At 65.8% G+C, this 17,013-nt stretch carries 8 protein-coding genes; 6 read left to right on the plus strand and 2 right to left on the minus strand.

What is annotated here, in order from left to right:
* Nucleotides 1-171: 171 nt before the first annotated feature.
* From ILT43_RS17630 to ILT43_RS17655, 6 genes are all read left to right on the plus strand, one after another.
* Nucleotides 172-1,395 (plus strand): ROK family protein, encoded by a 1,224-nt coding sequence (locus ILT43_RS17630; protein WP_204200300.1) that lies wholly within the window; start codon nt 172-174, stop codon nt 1,393-1,395.
* A gap of 307 nt (nt 1,396-1,702) precedes the next feature.
* Nucleotides 1,703-4,768: a TonB-dependent receptor gene (locus ILT43_RS17635; protein ID WP_204200301.1), complete on the plus strand. Its 3,066-nt coding sequence runs from the start codon at nt 1,703-1,705 to the stop codon at nt 4,766-4,768.
* Nucleotides 4,769-4,826: 58 nt separating this feature from the next.
* Nucleotides 4,827-5,873 (plus strand): glycoside hydrolase family 43 protein, encoded by a 1,047-nt coding sequence (locus tag ILT43_RS17640; RefSeq protein ID WP_204200302.1) that lies wholly within the window; start codon nt 4,827-4,829, stop codon nt 5,871-5,873.
* A 37-nt stretch (nt 5,874-5,910) separates the two neighbouring features.
* Complete coding sequence (locus ILT43_RS17645) at nt 5,911-8,316, plus strand: GH92 family glycosyl hydrolase (RefSeq protein ID WP_204200303.1); 2,406 nt, start codon at nt 5,911-5,913, stop codon at nt 8,314-8,316.
* Between the two features lie 11 nt (nt 8,317-8,327).
* Nucleotides 8,328-9,737 (plus strand): glycoside hydrolase family 125 protein, encoded by a 1,410-nt coding sequence (locus ILT43_RS17650; protein WP_425530312.1) that lies wholly within the window; start codon nt 8,328-8,330, stop codon nt 9,735-9,737.
* 19 nt (nt 9,738-9,756) lie between these two features.
* Nucleotides 9,757-12,093: a GH92 family glycosyl hydrolase gene (locus ILT43_RS17655; RefSeq protein ID WP_204200305.1), complete on the plus strand. Its 2,337-nt coding sequence runs from the start codon at nt 9,757-9,759 to the stop codon at nt 12,091-12,093.
* Nucleotides 12,094-12,222: 129 nt separating this feature from the next.
* Here the strand turns inward: ILT43_RS17655 and ILT43_RS17660 are convergent, their stop codons facing one another.
* Together ILT43_RS17660 and ILT43_RS17665 are read right to left on the minus strand one after the other, a co-directional pair.
* Nucleotides 12,223-13,452, minus strand: a complete 1,230-nt coding sequence (locus ILT43_RS17660; protein ID WP_204200306.1) for an acyltransferase family protein — start codon at nt 13,450-13,452, stop codon at nt 12,223-12,225.
* A 505-nt stretch (nt 13,453-13,957) separates the two neighbouring features.
* Complete coding sequence (locus tag ILT43_RS17665) at nt 13,958-16,897, minus strand: TonB-dependent receptor domain-containing protein (protein WP_204200307.1); 2,940 nt, start codon at nt 16,895-16,897, stop codon at nt 13,958-13,960.
* Nucleotides 16,898-17,013 lie beyond the last annotated feature (116 nt).

The raw sequence follows: 17,013 nt of genomic DNA on the forward strand, positions 1-17,013 counted from the left end.
GCCGGCTTTACTAGCTACCGGTCGTCTGCTTCGCTCTTGTGCGATGATCGCAGCCGATTAAACAATCAAATTGCATAATTCAAACAGCGATCTTGCGGGGGGACGAATGGGGCAGCGGGTTCTGACGATCGGCCGGCCGGGTGCCGCCCTACGCTCGATCGCGATAGCGGCGTGACGCGCCGCGACGTCCCGCGGCTGTCGGGGACCAACCTGGAACGCGCCGCCGACCACAACCAGCGTGTGACGCTGCACGCGATCCGCGTCGGCGGATCGCTGACGCGGGTCGATCTGGCGCGGATCACCGGCCTGACCGCGCCGGCCATCGCCAACATCACGCGCCGGCTGTTGCAGGACGGATTGATCGAGGAGGCGGGCCAGCGTCGCGGCGGTCGGGGGCAGCCTCCGACCAATCTGGAGGTGCGGCGCGACGCGTGTTACTCGATCGGCGTCAATGTCGACCGCGACCACATGACGATCGTGCTGGTCGATTTCGCGGGCGACGTGCTGGCGCGCAAATCGGAGGAGATCGACTTCGCGTTGCCGGAGGATGTCCGCGCGCTCTACCGCCGCTCGATCAAGCCGATGTTGAAGAGTGCGAACGTCGATCCGGCGAAGCTGGTCGGGCTGGGCGTCGCGGTGCCCGATGATCTGGGGTCGGTCGATCTGCCGGGCCGACCGGCGGCCTATGCGGCGTGGAACGACGTCGACATGGCCGAGCTGTTCGCGCAGCCGCTGCCCCTCGCCGTGTTCGTGGAGAACGATGCAGCGGCGGCGGCGACGGGCGAGATGCAATTGGGGCTCGGGCAGAGCTTCAACAGCTTCTTCTACATCCTCATCTCCTCCGGGCTCGGAGGCGGCTTCGTGATCGACGGCGCGTATGCACGCGGCGCGAACGGGCGCAGCGGCGAACTGGGCTTCATGCTCGCGCCGGACGGTGACGGCGGGCAGGAGCAGGTGCAGGCGCTGGTCTCGTTATCGGGGTTGGCCGAGCATCTGCGCGGCGAGGGATTCACACTGGCCGACATGCTGCGCGGCGGTAACCGCGACGCTGCGCTGGCGGCGTGCGTCGATCGGTGGGTGGACCGCGCCGCGCAACGGCTGTGCACGCCGCTGGATGCGATCAATTGCCTCATCAATCCGGCGGTGGTGCTGATCGGCGGGCGACTGCCGAGCGCGATCGTCGAGCAACTGGCGGAGCGGGTGAACGCGCGGATCGGCGATGCCACGGATGCGCCGGCGATCGCACCGGTCGCGCGGGCCGCGCTGTCGGAGGATGCGCCGGCGGTGGGTGCCGCGATCCTGCCCTTCAGCCACTTCCTGCTGCCCAAGCCGGGAGCGTTGTGGAAGGCCGCGCAGGGCGACGGCGCGGTCACCCGCGTGGGCATACCGATGTAAGACACGTCGTGGCGCGCGCACCGGTCCGCGCCCGCGCGATTCGTTTCCCGCTTCGGAGACGAACCCAACTTCCCTTTCCGGCTCGCTACTTAATGGGAGCGATATCGCAATCATTTGCATCGCTTCATCTATGACCGGATAGGACCTATCTATATCATTCTATTGACAATTTGCTTTTCATATTGCGAAATGCGCCTCAGGCCGCTGCCGATCGCCGTCCGCCCCGTGGGGTAGGGACGCGGCAGCAGACGGTCGTGGGACTGGGGTTGGCGACGCAGTGCGCGTCCGGCCCGTGGGAGGATTTCGCATGACCGTTTCCGATCGCTATCGCCGCCGCGCGCTGCCGCATTTGCTGGCGACCGCCACTCTCGTCATCGGTGCGGGCTCTGCGCAGGCGCAGCAGGCCACGTCGCCCGCCACCGCCCCTGCGACGGCACAACCGGTGGAAACGCCGCAGGCGCAGGCGCCATCGAACCAGCCGGGCACCGAGAACCAGGCCGCGCCGCTGGGCGACGCCGCCACGGCCGCGCCGCAGGACGATGCGGCCGGGGGCGATATCGTCGTGACGGGATACCGTCAGTCGATCGAACAGAGCCTGAGCCGCAAGCGCGAGGCGAATGCGTTCGTCGACGTCATCACCGCGGAGGACATCGGCAAGTTCCCCGACAAGAACGTGGCCGATTCGCTGCAACGCGTGCCCGGCATCATCATCGATCGCGACGGTGGCGAGGGTTCTCGCGTCAGCATCCGTGGTCTCCAGTCGGACCTGACGCTGACGCAGCTCAACGGCAATTTCATCGCGTCCGCCGACGACAACGAGCCGTCGCGCTCGTTCAACTATCTGCTGCTGCCGTCGAACATGATCGGCAGCGTCGACGTGTTCAAGTCGCCCGAAGCGCGCCTCGACGAGGGCGGCGTCGGCGGCACGATCATCCTGCACACGCGCCGACCGCTCGACCTGAAGTCGCTCAGCGGCTTCATCTCCGCCGAAGGCACCTATGCCGACGTGACGAAGAAGGTGGAGCCGCAGATCGGTGGCCAGCTGTCGTGGAAGAATGCGGACGAGACGTTCGGCGTGCTGGTCGGCGGCACCTACCAGGTCCGCACCGTGCGCGATCACCGCGCCGCGGCGTCGAGCTGGAACTGGTGGACGTACGACCGCGCGAGCGAGCCGGCGACCGACGTCAACGGCAATACCTTCGCCAATGACGACGCGATCTCCTACTGGCCGGAGAATACCGGCGCGACGACGCAGTCGGGCCAACGTTATTCCGGGTACTGGGCGCCGCAGCAGGTCAGCCAGACGATCACCGACCAGCGGCGCAAGCGGCTCGGCATCCAGGCGACCGCGCAGATGAAGCCGTTCGAGGACTTCACCGTCACGGCGAACTACTTCCGCTTCCAGGTCAACGACAACTTCGTCAGCAACGGCATCCAGATCCCCGAATGGGGTTATGGCAACTTCTTCTCGGGCGCGTCGCTGGACCCCAGCGGCACGATCTTCCAGTCGGCGCAGTTCACCGTGCCGCAGGACGGGACCGGGTGCCGGGTGCAGGTCGGCAACCAGCCGCCGTGCACGATGGAGACGCCGCAGATCTACGGTACGTACAGCCGCGAGAAGTCCGTCTCCAACACCTTCGATGTCGAGGGCGCGTTCGCCCGCGACCGGTTCGAGGCGACGTTCAAGATCGGCAAGACGCGCGCCACCGGCGGCCCCTCCGGCCGGTTCAGCGTCGCCGCCAAGCCGCGCGTCGTGAACGGCACCAGCGGCATCAACGGCAACCTGTACAGCGCGTGGAACTTCACCGACCAGTCGGCCAATTTCGAGTTCTCGCCGGAGCTTCAGGACAACATCAACAAGGGCCTGACGCAGATCGATCTGGGTTCGACCAACTCGTCGTTCAACCGCAGCCGCATCGACCAGCGTTACGCGCAGCTGGATCTGACGCGGAAGTTCGAGACGTTCCTCGACTCGGTGCAGATCGGCGCGAAGTGGCGCGACGGTGGCGTGCATCGCTCCACCGGCCGCAACGAATGGTATGCCGATCCGGCGACGCAACTCCGCTATCAGGACACGCCGGGCGCCGCGACGACGCAGCCGGGGTTCTTCTTCGACAAACCGATCGGCAATATCGCCGGTGGTTTTACCGGCAATGCGTTCCCGGCGATCGATTTCCAGAACTACCTGAACTACCTGAACACGACGTACGGCGAGGCGGTACGCGTCGACGAGACCGACTTCGTCTACGACATTGGCGAGCGGATCTGGGCAGGGTACGTCCAGACCAACTTCAAGACCGATCGCTTCCGCGGCAATATCGGCTTGCGCTACGTCAACACGAAGCAGACGGGCGTCACGTCGGACCGGTTGCAGCTGCTGTCCGATTACTGCGTGAACGCGCCCGGTGGACCGTTCGAGACGCCGCCGGTCGGTGCGGACGGCAACTGCATCGTGCTGCCGCTCGCGCAGCGCGAGCAGATCGTCAACACGCGGCTCGACCAGACCCGGACGTACGACGACTGGCTGCCGAGCGTGAACGCGGCGTTCGACGTGACCGAGAACCTGCTGCTGCGCGGCGCGATCGCCAAGGTCGTCTCCCGCCCGGCGTTCAGCAACCTGGGATCGCAGCGCAACCTGACGTTCCGCACGCCGGAATATGCGTTCGACCGGCGTCAGTTCGGCGAGCGCGAGGGCTGGTCGGGGTCGGGCGGCAACAGTGCGCTCAACCCGTTCAAGGCGTGGCAATACGACATCGGCATCGAATGGTACTTCAAGCGCGGATCGGTGCTGGGCGCGACGCTGTTCCGCAAGGACGTGTCGGACTTCATCGTGCCTTTGGTGCTCGACGTGACGCAGACGGTGAACGGCGAGCAGGTTCTGATCCAGCCGTACAGCACGGTCGCCAACGGCTCCGACGCGCGGTCGCAGGGTGTCGAGGTGTACGCGCAGCACACGCTGCCGTTCGGTCTCGGCGCGCAGGTAAACTTCACCTACAACGACACGTCGGTCGCGCAGATCACGGTCGACGGGCAGAATGTCGGCAGCTCGCCGCTGGTCGGCAGCGCCAAGACGCAGGTCAACGCGTCGCTGTTCTACGAAACCGACAAGATGCTGTTGCGCGCGTCGTACAATCGTCGTGGCGAGGTCGTCCGCGGGCTTCAGTCCGGGTTGAACGTCTACGACAACCCGTACGAGCAGATCGATCTGAACGCGTCGTACAACCTGCTCGACAACGTCGTGCTGAGCGCGTCGATCATCAACCTGACCAAGTCGGAACAGCGCCAGCATCTGGGCAACGACACCGATGCGCGGTTCATCTCGAACCTCTATTCGGGTCGTCGCGCCTATGTCGGCGTGTCGTACAAGTTCTGATGCAAAATCGGGCCGGGATCGCGAGCATCCCGGCCCGGCCGTTCCGGAAGGACGCGAGATGAAGAAGGCGCTGCTGGCCGGACTGGCGCTGCTGACCCTGCCGGTGGGGGTTATCGCGGCGAACCCGATCGTCAAGGGCTGGTACGCCGACCCGGAAATCCGCGTCTTCCAGAACCGTTACTGGATCTACCCGACCTATTCCGACGACGATGGCAGGCCCGACGTCACGACGCACTTTTCCGCGCGCCAGCAGGAGGACCGCAAGCGCCGGATGGTGCGGCCGTCCTATGGGAAGCAGACGTTCTTCAACGCGTTCTCGTCGAACGATCTGGTCCACTGGACCAAGCACCCACACGTGCTGGACGTGACGAACGTCGCTTGGGCATCCTATGCGATCTGGGCGCCGACGGTGATCGACGCGCACGGCAAATACTACATGTTCTTCAGCGCCAACGACATCCAGAGCGATGCGGAGGTCGGCGGCATCGGGCTGGCGGTCAGCGACACGCCCGGCGGGCCGTTCCGCGATGCGATCGGCAAGCCGCTGATCGATACATTCCACAATGGCGCACAGCCGATCGACCCGTTCGTGTTCCGCGATGACGATGGGCAGGTGTACCTGTTCTCCGGCGGCTGGAAGCACTGCAACGTCGTGCGGCTGAGCGACGACCTGCGCAGCGTGAAGCCGTTCGCGGACGGAACGACCTACAAGGAGATCACGCCGCCCGGCTATGTCGAGGGATCGTTCGTCATCAAGCGCAACGGCGTCTATTACCTGATGTGGTCGGAGGGTGGCTGGACCGGCCCCGATTACAGCGTCGCCTATGCGACGGGGCCGACCGCGCTTGGCCCGTTCACGCCCAAGGGCAAGATCCTGGCGCAGGACATGACGATCGCGCGCGGCGCTGGGCATCATTCCGTCGTCAACGTGCCCGGCACCGACAACTGGTACATCGTCTATCACCGCCGCCCGCTGAACGACGACAAGGGCGAGCATCGTCAGGTCGCGATCGATCGCCTGAGCTTCGCCGCCGATGGTACGATCCGGCCGGTCAAGATGACGAACAGCGGTGTCGCACCCCGGCCGCTGATCGCCAGACGATGACGACGACACGCGCCGATGCGCGATGGGAGAGAATGACATGAAGCGCATCCTGACCACCCGGCCGCTGCGCGCCGCGGTCGCGACGCTGTTCGCCGGATCGATGCTGGCGACGGGCGTGATCGACGCCGGCGCGGCGTTCGCGCGGCCGCAAGCGGGGGCGACCGCTCAGACCGCGTCGGTCGATCTCGTCAATCCGCTGATGGGCACCGATTCCAGCTACGAGCTGTCCTACGGCAACACGTACCCGGCGGTCGCGGTGCCGTTCGGGATGAACGCGTGGACGCCGGTGACGGGGAAGCTCGGCAGCGGCTGGGGCTACACCTATGACGCGAACAAGATCAACGGCATCAAGCAGACGCACCAGCCCAGTCCGTGGATGAACGATTACGCCGCGCTGGCGCTGATGGCGATGACGGGGCCGCTGCGCGTCAAGCAGGACGAGCGCGTATCGTGGTACAGCCACAAGGCGGAAGAAAGCCGGCCATACAGCTACAAGGTGTATCTGGCCGATTACGACGTCACGGCGGAGGTCGCGCCGACCAACCGCGCCGCGCAGTTCCGCTTCACCTTTCCCAAGAGTGACGACGCGCACATCCTGATCGACGGACAGGCGGGCGGGTCGATGGTGTCGGTCGATCCCGCGCGGCGGCGGATCACCGGGTACGTCCGCAACAACAGCGGCGGCGTGCCGGCGAATTTCCACAACTGGTTCGTCGCCGAGTTCGACCACGACTTCACCGTCACGCGGACATGGGACGATAACGGACAGGTCACCGCCGCGCCGACGCGCGAGGGCGATCATGTCGGCGCGGTCGTCAGCTTCCGCACGGCCAAGGGCGAGCAGGTGTCCGTCAAGGTCGCATCGTCCTTCATCAGCGCCGAACAGGCGGCGCGCAATCTGGACGCGGAGATCGGCCGCGACGGGTTCGAGCAGACGAAGGCGAAGGCGAAGACCGCGTGGCAGCGCGAGTTCGATCGTATCCAGGTCACCGATCCCGACACCGAGAACCGACGCATCTTCTATTCGGCGCTGTACCGGATGCTGCAATTCCCGCGCACCTTCCACGAGGTCGATGCGGGCGGCCAGACGGTCCATTACAGCCCGTATGACGGCAAGGTCCACGCCGGCCCGCTCTATACTGACAACGGCTTCTGGGACACGTGGCGCGCGGTCTTCCCCTTCTTCGCTCTGATGTATCCGGAGCGGGACGGGGAGATCATGCAGGGGCTGGTCAACACGTACAAGGAATCCGGCTGGCTGCCCGAATGGGCCAGCCCCGGCCACCGCGACGTGATGATCGGGTCCAATTCCGCGAACCTGATCGCCGACGCCTATTCGGCTGGCGTGCGCGGCTTCGACGTGAACACGCTGTACGAGGCGATGGTCAAGAACGCGACCACGTCCGAGGGGCGCCCGCGCGACAAGAAGGGCAAGGTCGTGGGCGCGGTCGGGCGCGAGGGCGTCGAATATTACAACCGCCTTGGTTACGTGCCGTACGACGTCGACATCAACGAGAATGCGGCGCGCACGCTGGAATATGCCACCGCCGATTTCTCGCTGTCGCGCGTCGCCGCCGCGCTCGGCAAGACCGAGGACGCCAGGCTCTATGCGGGTCGCGCGCAGAATTACCGCAAGCTGTTCGACACAGAGAGTGGCTGGATGCGCGGTCGCAACCAGGACGGTTCGTGGTCGACGCCGTTCAATCCGTACAAATGGGGCGACGCCTTCACGGAAGGCAATTCGGTCCATTACAGCTGGTCCGTCATGCAGGACGTGCAGGGCCTGATCGACCTCATGGGTGGCGACACGGCGTTCACCGACCGTCTGGATTCGGTGTTCACCACCCCGCCGATCTTCGACGACAGCTATTACGGGCAGGTCATTCACGAGATCCGTGAGATGCAGATCGTCGACATGGGCCAGTACGCGCATGGCAACCAGCCGATCCAGCACATGATCTACCTGTACGATTGGGCGGGCCAGCCGTGGAAGACCCAGTTCCACGTTCGCGACGTGATGCGGAAGCTCTATTCCTCCGCGCCGGACGGGTATCCGGGCGACGAGGATAACGGCCAGACATCGGCGTGGTACGTGTTCTCCGCGCTCGGCTTCTATCCGGTGACGCCCGCGGTCGGGCAGTATGCGGTGGGCAGTCCGCTGTTCCGCAGTGTGCGGCTGGCGATGCCGGGCGGCCGGACGCTGACGATCGAGGCGCAGAATAACGGGCCGGAGAACGTCTACATCCAGTCGGTGCGCTTCAACGGAAAGACGCACGACAAGCCCTGGCTGTCGCGCGACGCGCTGAAGCAGGGCGGCAATCTCCGCTTCGTGATGGGGCCGACGCCGAACCGCAACTGGGGCGCGCGCAAGGCGGATGCGCCGTTCTCGATGAGTGCGCCCCAAAGTCCGCCCCAAAGCGCGGCGCGGAGTGCGGCGAAGTGAACCGGCGCGACATGCTGGCCGGCAGTGCGGCGCTGGCCGTGGCGGGCGCGATGCCGCTGCGGGCGGCGACGCCGGGCCTCGTCAGCAAGCGACCGCCGGTGTCGCAGCGCCGCTTCGTCAGTAAGGCGGTGGAGGCGGAGATCGCGCGCGTGAAGGCGAAGATCGCCGACCCCGAACTCGCGTGGCTGTTCGAGAATTGCTACCCCAACACGCTCGACACCACGGTCAAATACTCGGAAGCCGGCGGCAAGCCCGACGCGTTCGTCATCACCGGCGATATCGAGGCGCTGTGGCTGCGTGATAGTTCCGCGCAGCTTCAGACCTATGTCCATCTCGCGCCCCGTGACGCGAAGCTGCGCAAGCTGTTCGCCGGGCTGATCCAGCGGCAGGCGCGCTGCATCCTGATCGATCCCTATGCCAATGCGTTCATGGAGGACCCCACCGCGAAGTCGAACCTCGGCGCGCGGACCGACCGGACCGAGATGAAGCCCGGCGTGGCCGAGCGGAAGTGGGAGATCGACTCCCTTTGCTATCCGATGCGGCTGGCGCATGCGTACTGGACGACGACGCGCGACCGGACGCCCTTCGATGCAGTCTGGGCGCAGGCGATGGCCCGCGCCGTCGCGACCTTCCGCGAGCAGCAGCGCAAGGACGGCCCCGGCACGTACCGGTTCCAGCGGCTGAACGTGTCGCCCACCGAAACGCTGATGTTCGAGGGGCTGGGTGCGCCGACGAAGAAGGTCGGGCTGATCCATTCGATGTTCCGCCCGTCGGACGACGCCACTCTGTACCCGTTCCTGATCCCGTCCAACCTGTTCGCAGTGTCCGCGCTGCGCATGATGGCGACGGTTCAGCGCGAGGCGCGCGGCGACACCGCGGCGGCGACCGATGCGGAGGCGCTGGCGACCGAGGTCGAGGCGGCGCTGCGCCAGTGCGGGAAGATGCCGGACGGGCAGGGTGGCGAGGTCTGGGCGTACGAGGTCGACGGATATGGCAACGCCGTGTTTATGGACGACGCCAATGTGCCGTCCTTGTCTGGCCTGCCGCTGCTCGGCGCGGCGGATCGTGCCGACCCCCTGTTCCGCCGCACCGCCGTGCTGGCGTGGAGCGATCGTAATCCGTATTTCTTCAGCGGCACCGCCGCGAAGGGGATCGGCGGGCCGCATATCGGGCTGGACATGATCTGGCCGATGTCGATCGTCACGCACGCGATGAACAGCGACGACGAGGCCGTGATCCGGCAATGCCTGTCGTGGCTGAAGACGACGCATGGCGGCACCGGCTTCATGCACGAATCTTTTCACAAGGATGACCCGGCGAAGTTCACGCGAAGCTGGTTTGCGTGGGCGAACGGGCTGTTCGGCGAGTTGATCCTCGACCTGGAAAAGCGCAAGCCGGCATTGCTCGCCGCCAAAATCTGATTTCACCCGGAGACACGCTTTGACGACCACGACCCGCCGACAGGTATTGGCGACGACCGGGCTGGCCGGCCTCGCCGGTGCGCTGCCCGCCCCCGCGTTCGCGGCACGCGCCGTGGCGGGGAAGCCCGACCTGTTCGTCGGCACCGGCGGTCATGGCCATACCTTCCCGGGGCCGTCGATGCCATTCGGGATGGTACAGCTTGGCCCCGACACCGACAACAAACGCTGGGACGCGTGTTCGGGTTATCACCGGACCGACACGTCGATCATGGGCTTCTCGCACACGCACCTGTCGGGCACGGGCATCGGCGACATGCTCGACGTGCTGGTGGTGCCGACGACGGGGCCGCTGCAATTGCAGCCGGGGCCTCTCGACAATCCCGATGCGGGCTATCGCCAGCGGTTCTCCGAGGAGCACGCGGAGCCGGGTTATTACCGCGTGAAGCTGGAATCCGGCGTGCTGGCGGAACTGACCGTGACGGAGCGAACCGGGCAGCATCGCTACCGCTTCCCGGCCGGGCCGGGGCACATCCTGATCGACTTCGCACATATGATCCTCGACGTGTGGGACAAGGGGACGCTGGTCGACGAGGCGTCGCTGGCGCTGTCGCCGGACGGGCTGCTGACCGGCAGCCGCCGGGTGCATCGCTGGGCCAAGGGCCGCCGCATCCACTTCGCAATGCGGATGTCACGCCAGCCCGACCGCGTGCAGTTCTTCGGCGACAGCGATGCGCCGGCCGCGGCCGGCGCAACAGGCGTGACGGGCAACAAGCTGAAGGTCGCGTTCTTCTTCGACGAGGCGGGCGGCGCGCCGATCGAGATCAAGACCGGCATCAGCGCGGTCGATGTCGATGGCGCGAAGGCGGCTCTCGCGGCGGAGGCCCCCGGCTGGCGCTTCGATGCGACGCGCAAGGCGGCGGCACGTGCGTGGACGAAGGAACTCGATTGCGTGAAGGTGTCGGGCGGCACCGAGGCGCAGCGCACGATCATGGCGAGCGCGCTGTATCACAGCTTCGTGTCGCCGACGCTCTTCACCGATCGCGATGGCCGCTATGTCGGGCTCGACCGTCAGGTGCATAGCGTGCCGGCGGGCGAAAAGGCCTACAGCGCCTATTCGCTGTGGGACACGTACCGCGCGCTCCACCCGCTGCTGACGATCGTGCGGCCGGAGGTGGCGACGCTGCTGACCCGAGACCTGATCCGCCAGACCGCACAGAGCCCGTACGGACCGCCGATCTGGCCGCTGCAGGGCGTGGAGACCGGGACGATGACCGGCTGGCACGCGGTGTCGGTGCTGGCGGAGGCGAAGGCGAAGGGGATCGAGGCGGACTATGCCGCCGCCTGGCCGATGATCCGCCGCCGCGCGTTCGACCGCACGCTGAAGGATGCGGACAGCACGCTCGGTCGCGGTTTCTACTACGACCTGGGCTATGTTCCCGCCGACAAGATCTGGGAATCGGTCAGCCGGACGCAGGAATATGCGTATGACGACTGGGCGATGGCGGTGCTGGCCGATGCGGTCGGCGCAGGTGACGACGCGGCGGCGCTGCGCCAGCGCAGCCGCAACTATCGCAACGTCATCGATCCCTCGATCGGCTTCGCCCGCCCGCGCTTCGCCGATGGCAAGTGGTGGACGCCGTACGACCCGATCCAGCTCGGTCATAATCCGGAGAAGTACCGCGATTATACGGAGGCCAACGGCTGGCAGGCGACGTTCCTGAACCAGCACGACATTTACGGGATGATCGACCTGTTCGGCGGCGACGACAACTATGTGCGCAAGCTCGACGCGTTCTTCACCGCGCCCTCGACGCTGCCGCGCAATGCGCCGCCCGACATCACCGGGCTGGTCGGACAGTACGCGCACGGCAACGAACCGGACCAGCATGCCGCCTATCTCTACGCCTATGCCGGTGCGCCGTGGAAGACGCAGGCGATGGTGCGGCGTCTGTGCGTGGAGATGTACAAGGCGGACCCGGACGGCGTGATCGGCAACGACGATTGCGGCCAGATGAGCGCGTGGTTCGTGCTGTCGGCGCTCGGCTTCTATCCGGTCGATCCGGTCAGCGCGATCTACGTCTTCGGATCGCCCCTGTTCGACACGGCGGAGGTCGAAGTCGGCAAGGGGCGCAGACTGCGCGTCCGCGCGATTGGCAACGCGCCGAATGCGCCCTACGTCCAGTCGGTACGCTGGAACGGCCGGCCGTGGACGAAGAACTGGATTTCGCACGCCGACCTGATCCGTGGTGGCGAGCTGGAGTTCACGATGGGCACCGCGCCGTCGCGCTTCGGTATGGCGGTCGCGGACCGGCCGCCGTCGTTCGGGCGCGGGGCGGGGCAGGGGCCTTCCGCATGATCGCGTAGCCCGTCATGCCGGGTTCGTCCCGGCATCCTGCCGTGCAACAAACTCGACGCCGTCTGGCTCGGGGTGATGTGGATGTCGGCACCAGCCCGGCATGACGCTATCAATTCTCGCTGCTCGCGCTCACGCCTGCTGCGTCGACGGTCCCGCCAGCGCATCGTTCGCCGGCGCCGGGATCGGCTCCACCGCCAGTGCTGCGACCGGCGGCGCAACGACCGTCAGCACCCGCCGGTTCGATACCCAACGGTCGTGGAGGTGGCCGAGCCGGATCGCCGGGCGTTCCACGAAGCGGCGCATCAGGTCGGCGAGCAGCATGGTCACGGCCAATGTCGCAATCAGGTACGTTGCATAGCCCAGCGGCGGCAACACGGACCGGGCGATAGCGTAGGACAAGAGGCTCATCACCGGCACGTGGATCAGGTAGATGCCGTAGCTGCGGTTGCCGAGCACGGTGCCCAGCCACGATCCGTCGAATGATCGCAGGCACCAGAGGAATCCGCCGATCCCGAGCAGGTACGTGGCGGCGACGCGGAAGGTGTGCGGTTCGATGCCGTGCCGCATCTTGATTGCCGCGACGCCGACGAAGAAGCCGAGTTGCAGGAACAGATACGCCTTCAGCGCCACCGGCATGTCGCGCAGGAAGGTTTCGCGACGTGGCGTGCCGTCCCAATGATAGCGCAGCGCGCTGCCCGCGAACATCAGCGACAGGTGCAGCAATGCGAGGAACATCTGATCCTTGCCGATTTCCCCGGTGCCTTCGCGGATCGCCGTGGCGCCGGCGGCGACGATCGCCGCGAAGAACATGCCGAACGCCGTCAGCGTCACGGTGCGTGCTCCGTTCTGCCCCACGTTCCTGCCTGCCAATGCGATTGCGGAGATCAGCGCGTAGAAGAACAGCTCCAACTCCAGCGACCAGTAAACCCCGATCAGCATCGGCTCGTGCAGGCGGAGCGGGATCATCGTCATATTGGCGAGGACGATGTCGCGGCTGACCGGCGTCGCGAACGCGCAGCACTGGCTGCCCGCCACCAGTTGCGCGACGATCGTGGCGAGGATCACGGAAATCCAGAAAGCGGGAAACAGGCGGAAGAACCGGTGCTTCCAGAACAGGCCGACGGAGCGCGGTCCGTGGCCGGGTACCGCCTTGACGATCACGAAGCCGCTGATGATGAAGAATATGACGACGCCCAGCCTGCCCATGTCCAGATAGGCCGACAGCCCGGTCGTCGCATCGTTCACGTCGTTGATGAACGCCTGTCGCGAATGATGGAGCACGACCAGCAGCGCGGCGATCCCACGCAAGCTGTCCAGTTGCGCCACCCGCCGTGCCGATTCGACCAGCCCCCGTCCCATTCCAGTCTCCCCCGTCGTCCAGCCCCGCCCTCATCGTCGTGAGTGGTGGCGCATGTTCCCGCGTGTGTGGACGGCGAGGACATCAAATCATGCCGTTTCGGTGCTTTTCGGCTTTAGGCACGCCCGAAATTGGGCGCGCAAAAAAAGGCACCCCGGATGGGGATCCGGAGTGCCTCGCTCCGCCGTCGGGGAGGGGGGTGGTATACGGCGGGCGCTGCCCGTCAGGGATGTGACGGGAAGATCGAAAGCTCGGGTTGGGCGGGGGCGACGATGTTGCCACCGGCGGGGACGCCGTTTGGCCGAACGGCGCGGCGAGCGCGGTCTGTCATGGCCATCAGCGTCACTCCCCTGCGAAGGCGCCCGCGTCATCGGCCGGGCTGCACCCGTGCGATCGATTAAAGCAATTTGCTTGTCAATGCCAAAGCGTTGAATGGATGGGCTTTAGATCAGCAGGATGGGCGGGTGATCTCGCACCTGCCCATCCTGCGATCGGCCCGTCACGCGATCAGAACGTGACCGTCGCGCCTGCGAACACCGTCCGGCCCAGTGCGTCGTACACGCCCGGGAAGGTGTTGCCGTTGCCGAAGGCCGACAGGATGCCGCTGGCGATGATCGGCGGGTCCTTGTCGAGCAGGTTGTTGACGCCCATCCGCAGCGTGAACTGCTTGCCGACGCTGACCGTCCCGGCGAGGTCGAAATAGTTATAGTCGCCGATCCGCCGGTTGATGATGCTGGGCGTGCCCTCCAGGAACGAGTTGTCGGACAGGCTGGACAGCTTGGTCGCGCCCAGATGGCGCCACGACAGCGACAGCGTCGCGTCGTCCGGCAGCATCCACGTCGCACGCGCCACGTGCCGCCACTCGGGGTTCGGCTGGCCGCAGGTGTAGCCGTACAGACCCTTGCAGTCGTAGCTGCCGAGGCCCGGCAGCGGCTGCGACACCTGCTCGTTCAGCCACGTGCCGACGATGTTCATGTTGATGCGGCCCGCGCCACCCAGTTCCAGCGTATAGTCGGCGGTGACGTCGATGCCCGACGTCTTCAGATAGCCGGTGTTGACGGTCGTGGAGATGACATAGCCCTGATCGCCGAAGATCGCGCCGCTGCGCGGATCGCGGTTGAACAGGTTGCAGAAGAACGGATCGCTGGTCTGCGCGCACTGGGTGATCGCGAGTTGCGGCGCGACCGAGCTGATGTAATCCTTCACCTTGATGTTGAAATAGTCGATCGACAGCGAGAACGCCTTCATCTGCCGCGGCGTCAGCACCAGGCCGATGGTGTAGGTGTCGCCCGTCTCCGGCTTGACGTTGCGATTGCCGCCGAACTGGCCGGAGCAGGTGTCCGCCGGGCATGCGATGATGTTGCCATATTGAGCGGCCGTGACGCCCGTGAGCGAACAGACCGCCGCGCTGGCCGCCGGCGTTGCGCCCGAGCAGGGGTCCTGCGCCGACACGTTGCCGATGCTCTGCGCCGCGAACAGCTCGCCGATATTGGGCGCGCGGATCGCGTGGTTGTAGCTGGCGCGCATGCGGATGTCGCGGACCGGGCTCCACGTCAGCTCGCCCTTGTACGTCCAGACATTGTACTTGGACCCGAAGCCGGTCGATCCCTGCGTGTTCTTGTACGCGGAGTAGCGCGCCGCGCCGTTGATCGTCAGGTCGTGGAAGAACGGCCGATCCTGCACCAGCGGCACTTCGAGTTCGCCATAACCTTCGTTGACGGCGATGCGGCCGTCGCTGTCGCGGAAGCCACCCTGCTGCGCGACCGCGTCGCCGAACGCACGCAGCGTCTCGATGCGGCGCTCGGCACCCAGCACCAGCGATGCGCCCGCGGTCGCGAACGGGCTGGTGATGCCCAGTTTCCCGAGGTCGCCGCTGATCGTACCCGAATACACCGTCTGGCGATTGCGAGAACCGGTGTTGCTGGGGGAGAACAGATACTGCGCCTGTTCGGACGTAACGCCGTTCGCCTGGAATACGTTGACGGGGATACAGGCGGGATCAGTGCCGTTGACGACCGAGCGGCAGGTCGGGACACCGCCGACGGTCACCACGTCCAGCGCGCGCTGCGCCTTCACGTTGTCGACGTTGTTCAGATACGTCTCGTCGAACTTCACGCGCGATTGCAGGAAGCCGACATCGTAGCTGAAGCCGCTACCCAGATCGCCGCGAAGGCCGGCGGTATAGCGATAGTCTTCATGCCGCAGGTCGTCGCGCCGCGGCGCGATCGCCAGACGATAGCCGATGAATGCGGGTTGCAGCGTACCGGTGCCGGCATTGGCGCCGCAGAGCGCGTTCAACTGGCTCGTGCTGGCAAGCGGGTTGTTGCAGGGGATGTTGAAGGTGGTGCCCTGGAACAGGGCGGAGGGTGCGACCTGCGAGAAGGTGTGATCCTTCATGTACATCAGGCTGCCATACGCCTCCGCCGCATCGGCGATCTTGAAGCTGGCGAAGCCGCCGCCGGTGTAGCGTTCGTCCGAGCGCTGAAAATAGTTGGTCGGCGAGAAATTATACGCGAAGCTGTTGTCGTACGGGACCCAGGTGCGCGACCCGTCCTTGGCGTTGGTCAGCGTGCGGCCCTGGTTCGGCCCGGCGAGGGGTACGAAGGTGCCGAACGGCGTGTTGCTCGATCCGCCGCAGACGAAGGCGGAGTCTCCGTCGGGGTTGATACCGCACGACGACACGTCGCGGTTCGATTGCAGCACCGGATCGAAGTGGCGGTAGCCGCCGTAGAGGGTGATGTTGGCGCGACCGTCGAGGAAGGTCTTGCCGAACACCGCATTGATGTCCTGCTTGCCGCCATCCGCCACTTGCCGCGGCGCCAGCGCATATCCGCGTGCGGCCTGGACGGCGCGAATGTCCTTGTTATCGTTGATGTGCTGCGCGAACCCGGCCTGCGCATCGATCCGCAGCCCGTCGAATTTGTTGCGGAGGACGAAGTTGACGACGCCGGCCAGCGCGTCCGAGCCATACACCGCCGATGCGCCGCCGCTGACCACGTCGATCCGCTCGATCAGCGCGCTGGGGATGAAGTTGATGTCGACCGCCTGCTGCGGCAGCATGCGCTGACCGTTGATCAGCGTCAGGACGCGCGAACTGCCGAGATTGCGCAGGTTGACGTTCGCGGTGCCGTCCGATCCGTTGGAGACGTTCTCGTTCGCGTCGGCGGTGAACTGCGGCAGGCGGTTCAGCACGGCCTCCGCGGTCGTCGCACCCTGATACTGGATCTCCTGGCTGTCGACGGCGGTCAGCGGGCTGTTGCTGTTCAGGTCCGCGCGCTTGATGCGCGTGCCGGTGACCAGGATGTCGGCGCTACCCTCATCGGTACCGGTGGGCGCGCCCTGCGGCAGATCGGCCGGAGAACTCGCAACCTGCGCCATTGCCGTGCTGGTCAGCAAAGCGCCACACGCCGCCGCGATCGCACCCGCTGCTCGAATCCTGTAAATCATTGAAGCCCCCGTAAAAATCTGGATCGCTGTCCAGTGAGGTTGAGGATCGTATACTAAACCCGGTATACGATCAATGATTGTTGCGTATGCTTTGCTGCCCATGAAACATTCTTCAT

Source organism: Sphingomonas longa, assembly GCF_016892685.1.
Taxonomy (GTDB): domain Bacteria; phylum Pseudomonadota; class Alphaproteobacteria; order Sphingomonadales; family Sphingomonadaceae; genus Sphingomonas; species Sphingomonas longa.

Excerpts from the sequence above, each read along its gene's own strand:
- ILT43_RS17635 (WP_204200301.1), top strand. The coding sequence starts at position 1,703 with ATGACCGTTTCCGATCGCTATCGCCGCCGCGCGCTGCCGCATTTGCTG.
- ILT43_RS17650 (WP_425530312.1), top strand. The coding sequence starts at position 8,328 with ATGCTGGCCGGCAGTGCGGCGCTGGCCGTGGCGGGCGCGATGCCGCTG.
- ILT43_RS17640 (WP_204200302.1), top strand. The coding sequence starts at position 4,827 with ATGAAGAAGGCGCTGCTGGCCGGACTGGCGCTGCTGACCCTGCCGGTG.
- ILT43_RS17645 (WP_204200303.1), top strand. The coding sequence starts at position 5,911 with ATGAAGCGCATCCTGACCACCCGGCCGCTGCGCGCCGCGGTCGCGACG.
- ILT43_RS17665 (WP_204200307.1), bottom strand. The coding sequence starts at position 16,897 with ATGATTTACAGGATTCGAGCAGCGGGTGCGATCGCGGCGGCGTGTGGC.
- ILT43_RS17660 (WP_204200306.1), bottom strand. The coding sequence starts at position 13,452 with ATGGGACGGGGGCTGGTCGAATCGGCACGGCGGGTGGCGCAACTGGAC.